Consider the following 17,961-nt stretch of genomic DNA (forward strand, 5'->3'; position numbering starts at 1 on the left):
TAGTCAAGGGCCGGGCGACGCAAGGTCTGCGTCACCCGGCCCTTGATGGCTTTACAGCTGCCTGCGGCTGCCCGTCAGGCTCCGCGGTTGCCGGTCAGGCTTTCGCCGGCGCTGCCGGAGCTGACCGCTCCGCTGCCCCGGCACGGCGCTGTTCGACGCGCCGCGCCTGCTTGACCAGGTCCGGTTCGCCCTGGCGGAGCCATGCGTACATCGGTGCGGCCACGAAGATGGTCGCCGCCGTGCCGATCAGGATCCCGACGAACAGTGCCAGGGAGAGGTCGCGCAGGGTGCCTGCGCCCAGGAGTCCGGCCCCGATGAACAGGATGGCCCCCACGGGAAGGATGGCCACCATCATGGTGTTGATGGACCGCACCAGTGTCTGGTTGACCGCCAGGTTGACCTCCTCGGCGAAGGTCCGGCGCGTGGACGCGTCAATGCCGGAGGTGTTCTCGCGGATCTTGTCGAAGACCACCACCGTGTCGTACAGGGAGTAGCTGAGCACGGTCAGGAAGCCGATGATGGCCGACGGGGTCACCTCAAAATCGCTGAGGGCGTAGACCCCGGCGGTGATGAACATGGTCACCGCCATGCCCGCAAGCGCCGAGAGGGACATCTTCCAGGTGCGGAAGTAGAGGGCCATGAGGAGCGCCGCGAGCAGCACGAACACCACCAGGCCGATCAGCGCCTGCTTTGTTACGTCAGCGCCCCACGTGGGGCCGACGAACGTGGACGTTACCTCATTGTCCGTAACGCCATAGGCGCTGGTGAGGCCCTGCTTGATCTTGAGGGTCTCGTCATCCGTGAGTTTGTCCGTCTGGATACGCATGGTGTTGCCGGCCACGTTTGCCACGCGCGGAACACTGCCGGACACAACGTCGGTGACGGCTTTTTCTCCGATAGTGGCATCGGTGGTCTTGACGTTGGAGACCGTGAATTCAGAGCCGCCACGGAATTCAATACCGAGGTTGAAGCCGCCCTTGGCCACCGGAATGATGATGGACAGCGCCACGCCCACGGCGGCAATGATGAACCAGATCTTCTTGGCGCCGACGAAGTCGTAGGAGCGCTTGCCCGAGTAGAGCTCGTTGCCGAAAGTGGCGAAGCCTGACATTACTTGTTCTCCTTCGCGGACGTCTTGGACGAGCCAGCCAGCTGTTCCTGCTTTTCTGCCAGGCGGCGTTCGGCGATGGTCATGCGGCGCTCGGCCTCGGCCGCCGCGCCCGTGTTCTTGCTGCGGACCACCACAGGCCGGTCCTCCGGGGTCCGGATCCGCCCGGCACCGCGGTACAGCGGCACCGCGCCCAGGCGTTCGGGGTCCAGGCCGGAGAACTTGTGGCCTTCGCCGAAGAAGCGGGTGCGGGCCAAAAGCTGCAGCGTGGGGTGTGTGAACATGAACACCACGATGAGGTCGGCGATGGCGGTCAGGCCCAGGGTGAAGGCGAACCCGCGCACGTTGCCCACGGCGACGAAGTAGAGGACCAGCGCGGCCAGCAGGTTGACCGCCTTGGAGGCCAGGACGGTGCGCTTGGCCCGCTTCCAGCCGTTTTCGACGGCGGACACCAGGCCGCGCCCTTCACGCAGTTCGTCGCGGATGCGTTCGAAGTAGACGATGAACGAGTCGGCTGTCTGGCCGATGGCCACGATAATGCCCGCGACGCCTGCCAGGGACAGTCGGTAGTTTTCCGTCCAGCCGAGGATGGCAATAGCGAGGTAGGTCAGTGCACCGGCCACGACCAGGGACGCAATGGTGACGAAGCCCAGGGCACGGTACTGGAACAGCGAGTAGACCACCACGAGCAAGAGCCCGATCAGGCCGGCCAGCAGGCCCATACGCAGCTGCTCCCCACCCAGTGTGGCGGAAATCTGCTGTTCGCTCTGGATGTCGAAGCTGATGGGAAGTGCGCCGAACTTCAGCTGGTCGGACAGCGCCTTGGCGGTCTGCTCGGTGAAGCCGCCGGTGATCTGCGGACGTCCGTCGGTGATGACGGCCAGCGCCCGCGGCGCGGAGATGACCTGGTCGTCCAGGACGATGGCGAACTGCGCCTTGGGGTCGCTGCCCGACTGCCCGCCGGCGGCCGTGTAGAACTGGTTCAGGCGCTCGGTGACCTCTTTGAACTTCGCCGTACCGTCGGCGTCGAACTGGATGTTGACGGCCCAGTCATTGGTCACCGCACCCTGCGCGCCCTGCTGCAGCTGGAAGCTGGACGTGACAATGTTGCTGCCCTTAACCTCTACCGGACCCAGGATGTACTTGATTGCCGGGGACTTGTCAGTGGCAGGCTCGCAGGTGACCAGCGGCTTGGTGGGATCCGACCGCTGGGACTTTTCGGCGGCGGGGCTGTTGCAGTCCAGTGCCTCGAACTGCTTGTAGATCTCCGGCGTGATCCAGTTGGTGTCGCTGCTGTTGGCCGGGGCGGCCGTCGGCTTGGGCAGCTGGTCCTCTGGAGTCTGCTTCTCCGGGGGCACTGCTGCGCCGTCGCCGTTCAGCAGGACGGGGCGGAAGTTCATGTCGGCGGAGGCCTGGATCAGGTTCCGCGTTTCGGCGGAGGGCGTGCCGGGAAGGCTGACCACCACGTTGCGCCCGGACTGGGTGCTGATTTCGGCCTCGGAGACGCCAGAGCCGTCAACACGCTGGCGGATGATCGCCACGGCCTGGTTGAGCTGCTGCTCGTTGATGTCCGATCCGCCCTCCACTTTGGGAGCGAGGATCATCTGGGTGCCGCCCTCAAGGTCAAGGGCAAGTTTGGGTGCCCAGCTGGCCTGTCCGGCGATGGTGCCGCCTGCCAGGACGGCGGTCAGAGCCGCCAGGAGTACGCCAAGCCAGACCAGGACGCGGAGCCCCGGCTTCTTGCGGCCAGTTCGTGCCATTGTCGATCTTTCTCTTATTCGCGGAGGAACCGCCGGCGCAGGCTGTGGCCCGCGCCGGCGGTGGTCCGCAGCGGTAGAGGGAGGAAAGGGGCCAGCGGGCCTAGCTGTCCTTCTTGCCCTCGTCGTTGAGGCGCTTCAGGGTTTCTTCCGGGGTCTCCGCGCCGGTGGTGGTGCTCCCGGTCTCCGGGGTGGTGAGGGAGGAAGCATCGTCCGGTACCACTGGGGAAGCAGCGGCGGGCTCGGCGGGGGTTTCCACGGCAGGCTCGATGACCTTGGTGACGGCCTGGCGGTGGACCGTGGCAAGGTTGCCCGGAGAAAGTTCAAGGGTGACTTTGTTGTCGGCCTCGTCGATGTCCACGATCCGGCCGAAAAGGCCAAAACTGGTCATGACCTCCACGCCCGGGCCAAACTTCGACTGGAGCTCTGCCTGCTGCTGCTGCGTCTTCTTGTTGCGGCGGAACATCATGAAGATGAACACGCCGAGCATGACGAACAGGAGAATTGACATTGGATCCAAGGGGAATTCCGTTCTTTTTCTGGTACAGCTGGTTTTCCAGCGACGTCGGCTTCGCTTCGGCCGGGGCGGGCTGGTGATGCAGGCAGAGAGCCTGACTTTTCCTTCCCCAAGCGACGGGGGCGTCAGGGCCACCCGCGAAACAAAGACCCGAACGTGCCGGGCGTCATACCAGTCTAAAGGGAAAAGCTGAAGGGAGCCTGCTATTGGCCCTCCGGAGCCCATTCCCCTGCTGCGGAAGCGTCCACGCCGGGATCGAAGAGGTCCAACTGCTCCTGCGCGAAGACGTTGGACGGGATGGCGTAGCCCAAATGCGTCCATGCGGGCGCCAGCGCGATCCTGCCGCGGGGCGTCCGGCCCAGCAGGCCTTCGCGGACCAGGAAGGGTTCGGCGACGGTTTCCACCGTTTCGGTTTCCTCGCCCACGGCAATGGCGAGGGTGGAAAGGCCCACCGGACCGCCGCCGAATTTGGTGATGAGGGCCTCCAGGACGGCCCGGTCCAGCCGGTCCAGTCCTTTCTTGTCCACTTCATACATGTCCAGGGCAGCGGAAGCGGCCCTGGAGTCGATTTGTTCGATGCCGTGCACCAGCGCCCAGTCCCGGACACGGCGCAGCAGGCGGTTGGCGATACGCGGCGTCCCGCGGGACCGGCCGGCGATCTCGGCGAATCCCGCGGAATTGACCTTCAGGTCCAGCAGGCCCGCGGAACGGCGCAGGACCAGCTCCAGTTCCTCGACCGAGTAAAACTCCAGGTGCCCGGTGAAGCCAAACCGGTCGCGAAGGGGCCCCGGCAGCAGACCCGCACGGGTGGTGGCGCCAACCAAGGTGAACGGCGGCAGTTCCAGTGGAATCGCGGTGGCGCCCGCACCCTTGCCCACGACGATGTCGACGCGGAAGTCCTCCATGGCCATGTAGAGCATTTCCTCGGCCGGCCGGGACATGCGGTGGATCTCGTCGAGGAACAGGACCTCGCCTTCGGAGAGCGAGGACAGGATGGCCGCGAGGTCGCCCGCGTGCTGGATGGCGGGTCCGCTGCTGAGGCGCAGCGGGGCGTTCATCTCCGCCGCAACGATCATGGCGAGGGTGGTCTTGCCCAGGCCGGGCGGCCCTGAGAACAGCACGTGGTCCGCGGTGCGTCCGCGCATCCGGGAGGCCTGCAACACCAGTGACAACTGTTTGCGCACCCGGTGCTGGCCAACGAAGTCGTCCAGGTTCTTGGGCCGCAGCGCCGCCTCGATGGCGCGCTCTTCCGGCTCCTCCCCCGCGGCAACCAATGAGGGTTCAGCCACGGGTGCCTACGCGGTTGCCGGCGCGTGCGCCGTCCTGGCCCAGCCACCGGAGCGTGGTGCGGAGGATCTCGGGAACGTTGCCGCGGAAGGACACTTCCGGTTCGTCGGCAAGTGCTTTGTCGATGCTGGCGGAGGCGTCCTTTTCGGACCAGCCCAGGCTGGTCATGGCGGCCACCACCTGGGGCTTCCAGGCGGATTCGGCCGGGGTGCCGGCCCCTGCAGTGGGCGCGGTTCCCTGCGGAACGAGCTTGCCTGCGAGCTCCAGGACGATCCGGCCGGCGACCTTGGGGCCGATTCCGGGGACCTTGGTGAAGGTCTTGCTGTCTCCCGTGTGCGCCGCCACGCGGATGGCCTCGGGATCGTGGACGGCCAGGACGGCGAGGGCAAGCCGGGGGCCGACGCCGCTGACGCTCAGCAGGATGTCAAACACCTCACGCTCGTCGTCGTCCGCGAAGCCGAAGAGCGTCAGGGAGTCCTCGCGCACGATCAGCGAAGTGAACACCTTTCCCTCTTCACCGACGCGGAGGCGGCTGAGGGTCTGCGGGGTGGCGTACACGCTCATCCCGGCGCCGTTGAGGTCAATCACGGCCGTTGACAGGCCAACGTGCGCTACCGTTCCGCGGAGGAAACTGATCAAGGCCGGGCTCCCGTGGTACTGCGGGCCCCAAAGGCGGGGCCCGGCTATCCGAACATATCTACGAATACCCTAGCAAGCAGCAGGGACAATCAGCGTGTGCGGCGCGCCTTCGCCTCCGCTTCGGCCCACGCGCGCTGGGCCGGTGTCAGGGAAGAACTGCCCGGACCGGTCGTGGCCACGGCGGCACCGCTTCCGGCGCGCCACGCATGCGTGATGGCCAGCGCCAGTGCGTCGGCCGCATCGGCGGGCCGCGGAGGGGCGTCCAGCCGGAGGATCTTGGTGACCAGCTTGGTCACAGCGTCCTTATTGGAGGACCCGCTGCCGGTGACAGCTGCCTTCACCTCCGACGGCGTGTGCAGGGCCACCGGGATTCCCCGCCGTGCGGCTGCCGCGATTACCACGCCGGAGGCCTGAGCCACCCCCATCACCGTGCTCACATTGAGCTGCGAGAAAACGCGTTCGACGGCGAGGACCTCCGGCTCGTAGCGGTCCAGCCAATCGTCGATGGCCGTGGCGATCACCAGCAACCGGCGATCGAGGGTTTCGTCCGGGGACGTGCCCACGACGCCGACGGCCACCATGCTGGCGCGCCGGTTCCGTTCAACGTCCACCACGCCAATACCGCACCGGGTGAGGCCGGGATCAACGCCCAGGACACGGAGGGTCACTTGTACTCCGCCCCGGCCAGGGACCCCGGCGCCAACTCCTGCGGACTAGCGGGCAACGCGGGACGTCACTCGGATTCCAGGGCGGCCTGGACGTCGTCGCTGAGGTCGGCGTTGCTGTACACGTTTTGGACGTCGTCGAGGTCCTCGAGGGCATCTGCCAGCTTCAGGAACTTGCGGGCGCCGTCAACATCCAGCTCCACCTGCATCGAGGGCACGAACTCAACTTCGTCCGTGTCGTATTCAATGCCGGCTTCCTTCAACGCTTCACGGATGGCCTGCAGGTCGCCCGGCTCCGAGTGGATCTCGAAGGTCTCCCCGTTGTCCTTGACTTCCTCGGCTCCGGCATCGAGGACGGCCATCAGGACGTCGTCCTCGCTCAGGCCGTTCTTGGGCAGGTTCACCACGCCCTTGCGGGTGAAGAGGTAGCTGACCGAACCGGGGTCGGCAATGGTGCCGCCGTTGCGCGAGATGGCCAGGCGGACCTCGGAAGCTGCACGGTTCTTGTTGTCGGTAAGGCACTCGATGAGGAGGGCCGAACCCTGCGGGCCGCGGGCCTCGTACATGATTTCGGTGTAGTCCACCACTTCGCCGGTGAGGCCGGCGCCGCGCTTGATGGCGCGGTCGATGTTGTCGTTGGGAACCGAGGTCTTCTTGGCCTTGGTCACCGCAAGTTCGAGGCCGGGGTTGCCGGCCATGTCGGGTCCACCCATGCGGGCGGCGACTTCGATGTTCTTGATCAGCTTGGCGAAAGACTTTGCACGCCTGGCGTCAATGACGGCTTTTTTGTGCTTGGTCGTAGCCCATTTGGAGTGGCCTGACATGCTTTACGCTTCTCCTCTGATCATTCGGATAAAAAGTTCGTGTACGCGTTTCTCGCCGGTCACTTCCGGATGGAAGGAGGTGGCCAGCAGCTGGCCGGAACGCACTGCCACAATTCTAGCCGCCCCCGGCAGCTGGGCGGCGTGGGAGGCCTGGCCGGGGTCTGCCGGTTCCACCTGCGCGAGGATCTCGACGCCCTCTCCCACCCGCTCCACCCAAGGACCGCGGATGAAAACTGCATGCACCGGATCCACGCCCGATTCCGTGGCGCTGAAATCGAGGCCCTTGAAGTCCAGGTCGGTTTCGAAGGACTCGCGCTGGCGGCCGAAGGCGTTGCGGCGGACAGTGATGTCAAGGCCGCCGAAGGTCTGCTGGGGCGCACCGGAGAGATCGGTTGCCGGATCTGCGATGTCGGACGCGAGCAGGATCATGCCTGCACAGGAGCCGTATACGGGCAGGCCCTCTCCGATGTACTTGCGAAGGGGGTCGGCAAGGTCGAAGGCCCGGGCCAGCTTATCGATGGCGGTGGACTCGCCGCCTGGAATAATGAGGCCGTCCAGGCCGTCGAGCTCCTCCGGGCGGCGCACGGGTACAGCCTGGGCGCCCGTGGCTTCCGCGGCACGCAGGTGTTCACGAAAGTCGCCCTGGAGGGCCAGGACGCCGATTTTCAGGCCTGACCCCACGCGCGCCTGGGCAGCAGATGGGGGGTTTGTCATCTTTCCAGCATACGGCCCGGGCTGTATGACCATTGCCACCGCCATCCTGCCCGCAGAGGTTGCATGCCGCTGCTGGGATATATTCAAAACATGGTCTTCTACAGTGTTCCGCTCGGCAAGCTGGTCCGGAGGGTGTCCCGGCTGCGGGGCGGCGGGTCCGCCCTGCCGGGCCTGGTGGTCGAAAAAATCGATCCCGGGTTCATGCGGCGGACGCTCACCACCCTGCCCCACGGTGTGGCGGTTGTCAGCGGCACCAACGGCAAGACCACTACCACCAAAATGGTGGTAGAACTGCTGGAAAGCCAGGGCCTCAAGGTTTTCACCAACCGCACCGGCAGCAACTTCACGCGGGGCGTGGCGGCGGCCCTCCTGGGTGAAGTGGACTGGCGCGGCAGGCTGGACGCGGACGTAGCCGTTTTGGAACTCGACGAAGCTCACGCGGTCCACTTCGTGAACAGTGTTCCGCCCCGGTACTGCCTGCTCCTTAACGTGCTGCGCGACCAACTGGACCGCTTTGGCGAGATCGACAAGACCGCGCAGCTCCTGCAGCACATCGCCGCCAAGACCACCGGAACAGTCGTCCTCAACCGTGAGGATCCCCGGGTGGCGCGGATCGCGGACACCCTGACGGGCCAGGAGGTCAAGTACTTCGGCCTTGACGACTCCCTGCTGGGGACCTTTCCCAACGACGATGACATGCGGGCTGCTCCCGGAAGCCCCGCCCCGGCGGGCCTGCCGGAAAAGCCGGCTGCCGACGTCGTGCTCCGGAAAGTGGGCGCGGATAGCGCAGAGTTTGAGTACGACGGCGGTACGGTCACCACGGCGATGAAGCTGCGCGGCGTGTACAACATCTTCAATGCGGCTGCGGCCCTCACCCTTGCCCGCAGCATCTGCGGCGCGGGCGCTGCCACGGCGGACCACGCCACCTTGCTGGAGGCTTTGTCCAAGGTGGCACCGGCCTTTGGCCGTGGTGAAAGCCTCACTGTGGACGGCCAGCCGCTGGACCTGGTGCTGGTGAAGAACCCCAGCGGTTTCCGGCTGGGCCTGAAATCCTTCCCTGCCGCCGGCTACGCCACCATGATCGCCATCAACGACAACTACGCGGACGGCCGGGACATGTCCTGGCTCTGGGACGTGGAGTTCGATTCCCTCCGCGAGGGCGGGGTGGACGTGATCACCGGGTCGCGGGCCTATGACATGGCCTTGCGGCTGCAGTACGACCAGGTTCCCGTGGGAGCCGTGGAAACGGATATCCCCGCCGCACTGACAGCATTCATCAGGGAAGGCCAGGGCAAACCCAAGAGGATCTTCTGCACGTACACAGCCATGCTGGCCATCCGCCGCGAACTGTCCAAAATCACCACCGTGGAGGTTGTCTCGTGAATCCGGCACAAGCAGAGGCGGTAGACAGCGGGTCCAAAGGCACCATCCGCGTGGTCCAGCTCTATCCCCGCGACATGAACATTTACGGCGACTGGGGCAATGCGCTGGTGCTGCAGCGCCGCATCCAGTGGCACGGGTACACCCCGGAACTGCTCGAGTACAACGTTGGCGATCCCTTCCCTGATGGCGTGGACATCATTGTTGGCGGCGGGGGGCAGGACAGTGGGCAGCTGGTGATCCAGGACGACCTGCAGGCCCGGGCCGGCGAACTCAAGGAATTGGCCGAGGACGGCGCGCCCATGCTGGTCATCTGCGGCCTCTACCAGCTCTTCGGACGGTTCTTCAAGACCCGCACGGGCTCTGTCATCCCCGGTATCGGCGTCCTGGACGTGGAAACGCACGGCACCGATGAGCGCCTGATCGGCAACGTCAAGGTCGCAACCACGGAGTTCGGCGAAGTCCTGGGCTACGAAAACCACAGCGGACAGACGACGCTGGGCGACGGGGTCCGGCCGCTCGGTACGGTGGCCAAGGGTACGGGAAACAACAGCAACGACGGCCATGAGGGTGCCCGCTACCGCAACATCGTTGCCAGCTACCTGCATGGCTCGCTGCTGCCCAAGAATCCGGCCATCGCGGATTTCCTCATCCGTACCGCCGCAGAGCGCAAGTTCGGCAGCTTCTCCCCCGGCCATCCGGACGACACCTACGCGGTCCTGGCCCGGGAGCACGCTGCCCGCCGCCCCCGCTGAGCTGGGACGGGCCCTGCCGGATGGCATGCGGGACTGACCGCTCCCTGGAGTGATCTGCTCCCCGACTGGGGCCGCTTCAGTGACGCCTCAACGCCACTGGAAGTATTCGCGGTGGATGTTGGCCCGCCGGACGCCCGCCGCCTGGAAGGCCTTCCGGAACTGGCGCAGCATGACGTCCGGACCGCCCATGAAGACCGACAGGCGGCGCGGTTCGGTGCCCACTGAGGCAAGGACCTCTTCCGGGGTGAGCCGGCCGTCGGCCGCGGTGTCCACCAGATGCACGGTAAGCCGGGGATGCTTCCCCGCGACGGCGGTAATCTCGTCAGCGAACGGAGAGCGTCCTGCCGAGGTGACGAAGAAATGGACCTCTTCCTCCAATTCCCGGTCGGGCTCCGCATCCAGGGCCCGCAACCAACTGAGGAACGGCGTGATTCCCACTCCTCCCGCAATCCAGATCTGGTGTGCGGTGCCGCGGTGCCGGTCGAAACGGCCATAGGGACCACCCACAACCGCCGGCATGCCTGGCTGGACCACGTCGGGGAGCTTTGTTGTGTGGTCTCCAAGTGCCTTGACCGTGATGCTGATTCCACCCTCCGGGGCAGGTCCTGAGATGGAGAACGGGTGCCGCTGCCAGCCGTCGGCGGTTTCGAGGTAGACCATTGCGAACTGGCCGGGCTTGAAGGCCAAAGGGCGGCCCAGGGGACGCAGTGCTACTTCCACCAGGTCGGCAGCAACCGGCCTGACCCCTGCCACCTGATAGTCGTGATGCGGCAGGAAACGGCGCGCCAGCAGTTCCCGGTAGGCATAGAAAACCAGGCCCGTTCCGCCGATGGCCACGTAACTCCAACGCAGCGCGGGCACAGCTTCGAATGCACTGGCATCGAGCAGGCCGTGCAGGAATCCAGCGGCCAGGAACAAGCCGGTCAGGCGGTGGAAGCCCCGCCACCGCTCGTAGCCGCCCACCAGCCGGACCGCCACCTGGACCGGCTTGGACTGGAGAGCGGTAACCACCAGCCGCCGGATGGGTGCCGGAAGCATGGTGCGCCAGCGCGGCAGGATTGCCCACACCACCAGCGCCGCCAGGCCGCAGATGGCCACCACGGCCAGGGTCTTTCCCAGGCTGGTGGCCTCGGGGTTGGCCGCGAGTTCGATGTGCGGCAGCAGCAAAACAGTTGCCGTAATTGCCGCCCTGCGGTGCCAGATGGCGGCGTGGTCAATGCCGCCGAAAACAGGCTCGACAAGGGGAAGGGTACTGACCAGCACCAGTGCGATCGAATACAGCAGCACGGACTCGCCGCCGAAAAGCTGCCCTATGTAGCCCGTGAGGGGCTCGTTTTCGGGACGCGCCAGATACCAGAAGATGCCGTACGCCCCCACGAGCACCATGACCACGCCCGGACCCAGCCACCGGAACGGTATGCCCAGGAAGGTGGTCCCGGGCCTCGTGCCACCTTTGGTCATGGGCCACGGTCTCCTTCGTCATTTCCCGAACTGGGCGTTTGCCCTGCTGGGCGCACTGGTTGCAGTCCTGGCTGGACTCCCTAGCGGCAATTGTAGGGATGCCGGCTGGGAGGACGCTGCCATTGGCGGTGATTGAGAAGCGTGCCCCGCTGTGAAAGGTTTACCCCATGACGAACCCCCTCCTCACCGCCAGTCCCCTGCCCTACGGCCTTCCACCCTTCACGGCGGTCACGCCGGAGCAGTACGGCGAGGCCATCGAAGCGGGCCTGGCCGCGCACCTGGACGAAATTCAGGCCATCGCCTCCAACGCCGAACCGGCCACGTTTAAGAACACGGCCGTCGCGATGGAACGCTCCGGACAACTCCTGAACCGGGCAGCGGCGGCATTCTTTACCCTGGTGTCAGCAGACGCGTCTGAGCAGATCAGGGAACTGGAAACCGTGCTGTCGCCTCGGTTTTCCGCCCACCAGGACGAGGTGTACCTCAACAGGAGGCTGTTTGAGCGCTTTGCAGCCATTGATACGGCCGGCCATGACCCCGAATCCATCCGGCTGGTGGACGAGTACCTCAGGGAGTTCCGCCAGTCAGGCATCCAGCTGGACGGACCGGGCCAGGAACGCCTGCGGGCCATCAACGCCGGGCTGGCCCGGCTGGGCACCGAATTCGGCCAACGGGTCAAAGAAGGAATGACATCCGCGGCCCTCCTGCTGGAGGACGCCCATGACCTGGCGGGCCTGCCCGCCGACGACGTCGCCAGCGCTGCGGAAGCTGCCCGCACCGCCGGGCACGATGGCAAATACCTGCTCACCCTGATCCAGCCCGGCAACCAGCCTGCCCTGGCGTCGCTCGAAAACCGGGACGTCCGCCGTCGTCTCTTCGAAGCATCGATGGCCCGGGGCAGTGACCGCGGCAGCCTGGATGTCCTGGACCTCGCAAAGGAACTGGCCGGGCTGCGGGCGGAAAAGGCGCAGCTGCTGGGTTTCGCCAACTACGCCGAACTGGTGGCGGACCGCCAGACGGCGCCCGACTTCGAGGCAGTGCAGACCATGCTTAGCCGGATGGCACCGGCAGCCGTCCGCAACGCCGACGCCGAGGCTGCAGCCCTGGCCGAGGTTGCCGGCCACCCGCTGGAAGCATGGGACTGGGCCTACTATTCCGCGATGGTGCGTCGGCAGAAGTACGACGTGGACGAACAGGCGCTCCGCCCCTACTTCGAACTGGACCGGGTCATTACCGACGGCGTGTTCTTTGCTGCCACGTCGCTGTACGGCATCACCTTCCAGGAGAGGGCTGATCTCCAGGCGTACCATCCGGATGTGCGCATCTGGGAAGTCCGAAATGAGGACGGCACCAGCCTGGGCCTGTTCCTCGGCGACTACTATGCGCGTGCGTCGAAGCGGGGCGGCGCGTGGATGAACTCGCTCGTTGACCAGTCGGCCCTGCTGGGCACCAAACCCGTGGTGATCAACACGCTCAACATTTCCAAACCGCCTGCGGGAGAGCCGACGCTGCTCACCCTGGACGAGCTGCGCACCCTCTTCCACGAGTTCGGCCACGCCCTGCACGGCCTGTTCTCCAACGTCACCTATCCCCGTTTCTCCGGCACCGCTGTGCCACGGGACTTCGTCGAGTATCCGTCGCAGGTCAACGAGATGTGGATCATGTGGCCGCAGGTGCTGTCCAACTACGCCCGGCACCACGTCACTGGGGAGCCGCTTCCGCAGGACATTGTGGACCGGCTCAACGAATCACGGCTGTGGGGTGAAGGCTTTGCCACCACGGAGTACCTGGGCGCGGCCTTGCTGGACCTGGCCTGGCACACGCTGGAGCCGGGTGAGGTGCCGGACGATGCCGTGGAGTTTGAGGCGAAGGCCCTCGCCGCGGCAGGAATTGCACATCCGCTGATCCCGCCGCGGTACCGGACCGGTTACTTCCAGCACATATTCGCCGGGGCAGGCTACGCGGCGGGCTACTACTCCTACATCTGGAGCGAGGTCCTGGACGCCGAGACGGTGGACTGGTTCACGGAGAACGGCGGTCTCACCAGGAGCAACGGCGATCGCTTCCGCCAGGAGCTCCTGAGCCGCGGCAACAGCCGCGACCCCCTGGACTCCTTCCGGACGCTTCGCGGACGGGACGCCCGGCTGGAGCCCCTGCTAAAGCGCCGCGGCCTGGACTAACCCCATCCATTGCTCCGTAAACGTCGTTTAGAGTCCCGAAAACGACGTTTAAGGAGCAATCGACGGTTAGAACAACATAAAAACGGACGACGCCGGTGCCCCACCGAGAAGGGTGAGGAACCGGCGTCGTCATAAATACCTAAGGCGACCACGAGCGCCAGGCGGGGGTGATCCGGCAGCACGCGTAAAAGGGGCCCCGCGCCCTGACCAGCGACAAAGCCGCCAACGGAGCGCGGGGAATAGCGTGCAGAGGATCAGCGCCGCCTGGCGCCCCAAGAGGACGCCAAAAACGAATTACCAGCCGCGCTCAGCGAGTCGGTGCGGTTGGGGGATCTCGTCGACGTTGATGCCCACCATGGCTTCGCCCAGCCCGCGGGAGGCCTTGGCGATGACGTCGGGGTCGTCGTAGAAGGTGGTGGCCTTGACGACGGCGGCGGCGCGCTGGGCAGGGTTGCCGGACTTGAAGATGCCGGAACCGACGAACACGCCGTCGGCGCCGAGCTGCATCATCATGGCGGCGTCAGCGGGGGTGGCGATGCCGCCTGCGGTGAACAGGACCACGGGGAGCTTGCCGGCGGCAGCGACTTCCTTGACCAGTTCGTAGGGGGCCTGCAGTTCCTTGGCCGCGACGTACAGTTCGTCCTCGGGCAGGGAGGAGAGCTTGGCGATTTCGGAGCGGATCTTGCGCATGTGGCCGGTGGCGTTGGAGACGTCGCCGGTGCCGGCCTCGCCCTTTGAGCGGATCATGGCCGCGCCTTCATTGATGCGGCGCAGGGCCTCACCGAGGTTGGTGGCGCCACAGACGAAGGGGACCTTGAAGTTCCACTTGTCGATGTGGTTGATGTAGTCGGCCGGGGTCAGGACCTCGGACTCGTCGATGTAGTCAACGCCGAGGGACTGCAGGACCTGGGCCTCGACGAAGTGGCCGATGCGGGCCTTGGCCATGACCGGGATGGACACGGCATCGATGATCTGGTCGATCATGTCGGGATCGGACATGCGGGACACGCCGCCCTGGGCGCGGATATCGGCGGGAACACGCTCCAGCGCCATGACCGCCACGGCACCGGCGTCTTCGGCGATGCGGGCCTGCTCGACGTTGACGACGTCCATGATGACGCCGCCCTTGAGCATCTCGGCCATGCCACGCTTCACGCGGCTGCTGCCCGTGACGCTGTTCGCGGACGAACCGGCCTCGTTGCTTACATCAGGTGTAGACACAAAAACCCCTATGGGTAGACAGATGATCTTCGCCGGGCATGCGGCGGCAGCTGCCGGGGGTGCACGCACGGGTTGCCGGGTCCCTTGACCGGGCACTTATATACTAGTCCCCCGCCACGCACCCGGCTTAATCATGCTTAATCAGCGGGCGTGGGTTCCGCCAGCGCCTGCCGGCGGACGGAAACGATGCGCTGCACCACCGTCACGAGGCTCGCCACCGCAAGGAGGACCAGCGTCACCAGGAGGACCACCGGCGGGAGCCCCAGGCCGGTCAGGCCGGTGACCACCAGGACGGATACCAGGCGTTCGGCACGTTCTGCGATGCCCACGTTGGCGGTGAACCCCAGGGATTCGGCCTTGGCCCTGGCGTAGGAAACCACCATGCCCAGGACAAGGCACAGCAGGGCGGAGACGGCGATGGCGGTGTTGTTGCCGCCGGTGAAGAACCAGACGGAAACGCCGGCGAAGAGAGCACCGTCGGCGATCCGGTCCAGGGTGGAGTCGAGGAAGTTGCCCCACCGGCTTTTTACATCCTGCATGCGGGCCATGATGCCGTCCAGGACATCGGAGAAGATGAAGGCCGTAATGAAGAGGGTGCCCCAGAAGAGCTGGCCCAAGGGGTAGAACACCAGGGCTCCTGCAGCAACCCCAGCCGTACCGAGGATTGTCACCGCGTCCGGGGAGACACCGATCTTCAGGAGCCAGCGGGCCAGCGGAGTGAACAGGGCGGTGAAGAAGCCGCGGGCATGCCTATTCAGCATCCGACTCCCCGGGCCAGGCGTTGGCCACCTGCTGACGGACCTCATCGAGGGTCTGGGTGATGGCCTTGGTCTGGGCGATGATGGGGAAGAAGTTGCCGTCCCCGCCCCACCGCGGAACGATGTGCTGGTGCAGGTGCGCTGAGATTCCGGCACCCCCCACCACTCCCTGGTTCATGCCCAGGTTGAAGCCGCCGGGATTGGAGACCTTGCGCAGCACCCGCATGGCCGTTTGGGTCAGGTCAGCGAATTCTGCCGTTTCTTCCACCGTGAGGTCCGTGTAGTCCGGGATGTGCCGGTACGGGCAGACCAGCAGGTGGCCCGGATTATAGGGGAAAAGGTTGAGCACCACGTAGCAGGTCCGGCCGCGGTGGACGATGAGGGCCTCTTCGTCGGTGCGGCCTGGACCCACGCAGAACGGGCAGTCGTTCTCGTTCTTGAACTGGTGCTGCCCGCCCTTGATGTAGGCCATGCGGTGCGGAGTCCACAGGCGCTGAAAGGCGTCCGGGACACCGGCGAGGGCAAAATCGTCGGTAACGCCGTCATCGCCTGGATAACCTGCGCCTGTGTTCTCCTGCACTGTGCTGCTTCCGTTCGGCTAGCTGGTCCGGCTGCGGACGGCGTCGGTGATCCGTTTGACGGCTTCCTCCACCGGTACGCCGTTGTCCTGGCTTCCGTCGCGGAAGCGGAACGACACCGCGCCTGCCTCCGCGTCGTCGCCGCCCGCGATCAGCACGAACGGGATCTTGTCCTTGCTGGCGGTACGGATCTTCTTGGGGAACCGGTCGGATGAAGTGTCCACCTCTGCGCGGATACCGGCAGCCTTAAGCTGGTCCACGACGTCGAACATGTACTCGTTGAACGCCTCGGCAACGGGGATGCCCACCACCTGGACCGGCGCCAGCCAGGCAGGGAACGCACCGGCGTAGTGCTCGGTGAGGACGCCCATGAACCGCTCCACGGAGCCAAACAGCGCGCGGTGGATCATCACGGGGCGCTGGCGGCTGCCATCGGCGGCCTGGAACTCCAGCTCGAAGCGTTCGGGCAGGTTGAAGTCCAGCTGGATGGTGGACATCTGCCAGGTACGCCCCAGCGCATCCTTGGCCTGCACTGAGATCTTCGGACCGTAGAACGCAGCTCCACCCGGGTCCGGCACGAGCTCCAGTCCGGACTCCTGGGCCACCTCGGCCAGGGTCCTGGTGGCTTCTTCCCAGGTGGCGTCGTCGCCGACGTACTTTTCCGGGTCCTTGGTGGACAGTTCCAGGTAGAAGTCGTTCAGCCCGTAGTCCTTGAGCAGGTCCAGGACGAAATTGAGGGTCTTGGTGAGCTCATCCTTCATCTGCTCGCGGGTGCAGTAGATGTGGGCGTCGTCCTGTGTCATGCCACGGACACGGGTGAGGCCGTGCACCACACCGGACTTTTCGTACCGGTAAACCGAGCCGAATTCGAACAGCCGCAGGGGCAGCTCGCGGTAGGACCGGCCGCGGGAGCGGAAGATGAGGTTGTGCATGGGGCAGTTCATCGGCTTCAGGTAGTAGTCCTGGCCGGGCTTGCGGACCGTACCGTCCTCGTTGAGTTCAGCGTCCACGTGCATGGCCGGGAACATGCCGTCCTTGTACCAGTCCAGGTGGCCGGAGACCTCGTACAGGTGCCCCTTGGTGATGTGCGGGGTGTAGACGAACTCGTAGCCTGCTTCGACGTGGCGCTGGCGCGAGTAGTCCTCCATCTCCTTGCGGATGATGCCGCCCTTGGGGTGGAAGACGGGCAGGCCTGAACCGAGCTCGTCCGGGAAGGAGAACAGGTCAAGTTCGGAGCCCAGCTTGCGGTGGTCCCGGCGTTCGGCCTCGGCGATGCGCTCCTGGTAGGCCTTCAGCGCTTCCTTGGTGGGCCAGGCGGTGCCGTAGATGCGCTGCAGCTGCTGGTTCTTCTGGTTGCCCAGCCAGTAGGCCGACGACGAGCGGGTCAGGGCGAAGGCATTGGAGATCAGCTTGGTGTTGGGCAGGTGCGGGCCGCGGCACAGGTCACACCAGACGGTGGTGCCTTCCTTGCGTTCCACATTGTCGTAAATGGTGATGTCGCCGGCACCGACCTCGACGTTCACGCCTTCCCCGGCCTCGGCGGCGTCGTTCTTCTTGCCGAGCAGTTCGAGCTTGTAGGGCTCGTCCTTCATGGCCTCCCGGGCCTCGTCCTCACTGACCACGCGGCGGACGAACTTCTGGTTCTGGTTGACGATCTTCTGCATCATCTTTTCGAGGGTTTTGAGGTCCTCGGGGGTGAACGGCTCGGCAACTTCGAAGTCGAAGTAGAAGCCGTCGGTGATGTAGGGGCCAATGCCGAGCTTGGCGTCGGGACGCAGCTGCTGCACGGCCTGGGCCATCACGTGGGCTGTGGAGTGGCGCAACACGTTCAGGCCGTCGGGCGAATCAATGGTGACACCCTCCACCTCGGCGCCTTCGGGAAGCTCCTGGTCCAGGTCCTTCAGTTCGCCGTTGACGCGGGCAACCACTACGTCCCGGCGCTCAAAGAAGAGTTCCGCACCGGTTGTCCCGGTAGTCACCTTGGTCTCTTCGCCATCGACGAGAAGGGTGATCTGCTGGGCATCTGACACGGGTGTCTCCTATTCAAAGTTGAGGCTTCATAGCTTGTGGCATACGGGGACCACAGCCAGCCACCGTCAATGCTATCGGTTCCGGTC

The 17,961-nt window shown here is 65.5% G+C and carries 16 protein-coding genes; 3 read left to right on the forward strand and 13 right to left on the reverse strand.

Features of this window, described 5'->3' with window-relative positions; translation table 11 throughout:
* Positions 1–94: 94 nt before the first annotated feature.
* The 8 genes from secF to pdxT all read right to left on the reverse strand — a co-directional run bounded on the left by secF (position 95) and on the right by pdxT (position 7,511).
* On the reverse strand, positions 95–1,111 hold the full coding sequence (gene secF, locus ACIGJD_RS10790) for a protein translocase subunit SecF (RefSeq protein WP_286397276.1): 1,017 nt from the start codon (positions 1,109–1,111) through the stop codon (positions 95–97).
* Positions 1,111–2,868 (reverse strand): protein translocase subunit SecD, encoded by a 1,758-nt coding sequence (gene secD, locus ACIGJD_RS10795; protein WP_483686199.1) that lies wholly within the window; start codon positions 2,866–2,868, stop codon positions 1,111–1,113. The genes secF and secD overlap by 1 nt, the downstream gene beginning before the upstream one ends.
* A 100-nt stretch (positions 2,869–2,968) precedes the next feature.
* Entirely contained in the window at positions 2,969–3,376 is a 408-nt protein-coding gene (gene yajC, locus ACIGJD_RS10800; RefSeq protein ID WP_483686200.1) for a preprotein translocase subunit YajC, read from the reverse strand.
* Between the two features lie 209 nt (positions 3,377–3,585).
* Positions 3,586–4,671, reverse strand: a complete 1,086-nt coding sequence (gene ruvB / locus ACIGJD_RS10805) for a Holliday junction branch migration DNA helicase RuvB (protein WP_483686201.1) — start codon at positions 4,669–4,671, stop codon at positions 3,586–3,588.
* Positions 4,664–5,308 (reverse strand): Holliday junction branch migration protein RuvA, encoded by a 645-nt coding sequence (ruvA, locus tag ACIGJD_RS10810; protein WP_483686202.1) that lies wholly within the window; start codon positions 5,306–5,308, stop codon positions 4,664–4,666. The genes ruvB and ruvA overlap by 8 nt, the downstream gene beginning before the upstream one ends.
* An 89-nt stretch (positions 5,309–5,397) precedes the next feature.
* Positions 5,398–5,976, reverse strand: coding sequence for a crossover junction endodeoxyribonuclease RuvC (gene ruvC / locus ACIGJD_RS10815; RefSeq protein WP_483686203.1), 579 nt, complete (start codon positions 5,974–5,976; stop codon positions 5,398–5,400).
* 65 nt (positions 5,977–6,041) lie between these two features.
* Positions 6,042–6,797, reverse strand: coding sequence for a YebC/PmpR family DNA-binding transcriptional regulator (locus ACIGJD_RS10820; protein ID WP_142133723.1), 756 nt, complete (start codon positions 6,795–6,797; stop codon positions 6,042–6,044).
* Positions 6,798–6,800: 3 nt separating this feature from the next.
* Positions 6,801–7,511, reverse strand: a complete 711-nt coding sequence (pdxT, locus tag ACIGJD_RS10825; RefSeq protein WP_483686204.1) for a pyridoxal 5'-phosphate synthase glutaminase subunit PdxT — start codon at positions 7,509–7,511, stop codon at positions 6,801–6,803.
* Between the two features lie 90 nt (positions 7,512–7,601).
* Between pdxT and ACIGJD_RS10830 the strand changes: the two genes are divergently transcribed.
* Together ACIGJD_RS10830 and ACIGJD_RS10835 are read left to right on the forward strand one after the other, a co-directional pair.
* Positions 7,602–8,894, forward strand: a complete 1,293-nt coding sequence (locus ACIGJD_RS10830) for a MurT ligase domain-containing protein (protein ID WP_483686205.1) — start codon at positions 7,602–7,604, stop codon at positions 8,892–8,894.
* Between the two features lie 74 nt (positions 8,895–8,968).
* Positions 8,969–9,646, forward strand: coding sequence for a type 1 glutamine amidotransferase (locus tag ACIGJD_RS10835; protein ID WP_483689474.1), 678 nt, complete (start codon positions 8,969–8,971; stop codon positions 9,644–9,646).
* Positions 9,647–9,733: 87 nt separating this feature from the next.
* On the opposite strand, the gene ACIGJD_RS10840 is transcribed toward ACIGJD_RS10835, so the two are convergent.
* A complete protein-coding gene (locus ACIGJD_RS10840; RefSeq protein ID WP_483686206.1) occupies positions 9,734–11,107 on the reverse strand; it encodes a ferredoxin reductase family protein in 1,374 nt (457 codons plus the stop codon).
* Between the two features lie 167 nt (positions 11,108–11,274).
* Between ACIGJD_RS10840 and ACIGJD_RS10845 the strand changes: the two genes are divergently transcribed.
* A complete protein-coding gene (locus ACIGJD_RS10845; RefSeq protein ID WP_483686207.1) occupies positions 11,275–13,287 on the forward strand; it encodes a M3 family metallopeptidase in 2,013 nt (670 codons plus the stop codon).
* 294 nt (positions 13,288–13,581) lie between these two features.
* On the opposite strand, the gene pdxS is transcribed toward ACIGJD_RS10845, so the two are convergent.
* The 4 genes from pdxS to thrS form a co-directional block, all read right to left on the reverse strand.
* Positions 13,582–14,508 (reverse strand): pyridoxal 5'-phosphate synthase lyase subunit PdxS, encoded by a 927-nt coding sequence (pdxS, locus tag ACIGJD_RS10850; protein ID WP_142133717.1) that lies wholly within the window; start codon positions 14,506–14,508, stop codon positions 13,582–13,584.
* A 137-nt stretch (positions 14,509–14,645) separates the two neighbouring features.
* Positions 14,646–15,269, reverse strand: coding sequence for a phosphatidylinositol phosphate synthase (gene pgsA, locus ACIGJD_RS10855; RefSeq protein ID WP_483686208.1), 624 nt, complete (start codon positions 15,267–15,269; stop codon positions 14,646–14,648).
* Entirely contained in the window at positions 15,259–15,846 is a 588-nt protein-coding gene (locus ACIGJD_RS10860) for an HIT family protein (RefSeq protein WP_483686209.1), read from the reverse strand. The genes pgsA and ACIGJD_RS10860 overlap by 11 nt, the downstream gene beginning before the upstream one ends.
* 18 nt (positions 15,847–15,864) lie before the next feature.
* Positions 15,865–17,874 (reverse strand): threonine--tRNA ligase, encoded by a 2,010-nt coding sequence (thrS, locus tag ACIGJD_RS10865; RefSeq protein ID WP_483686210.1) that lies wholly within the window; start codon positions 17,872–17,874, stop codon positions 15,865–15,867.
* Positions 17,875–17,961: the final 87 nt, after the last annotated feature.

The organism is Arthrobacter sp. E1SS-5 (assembly GCF_057073715.1).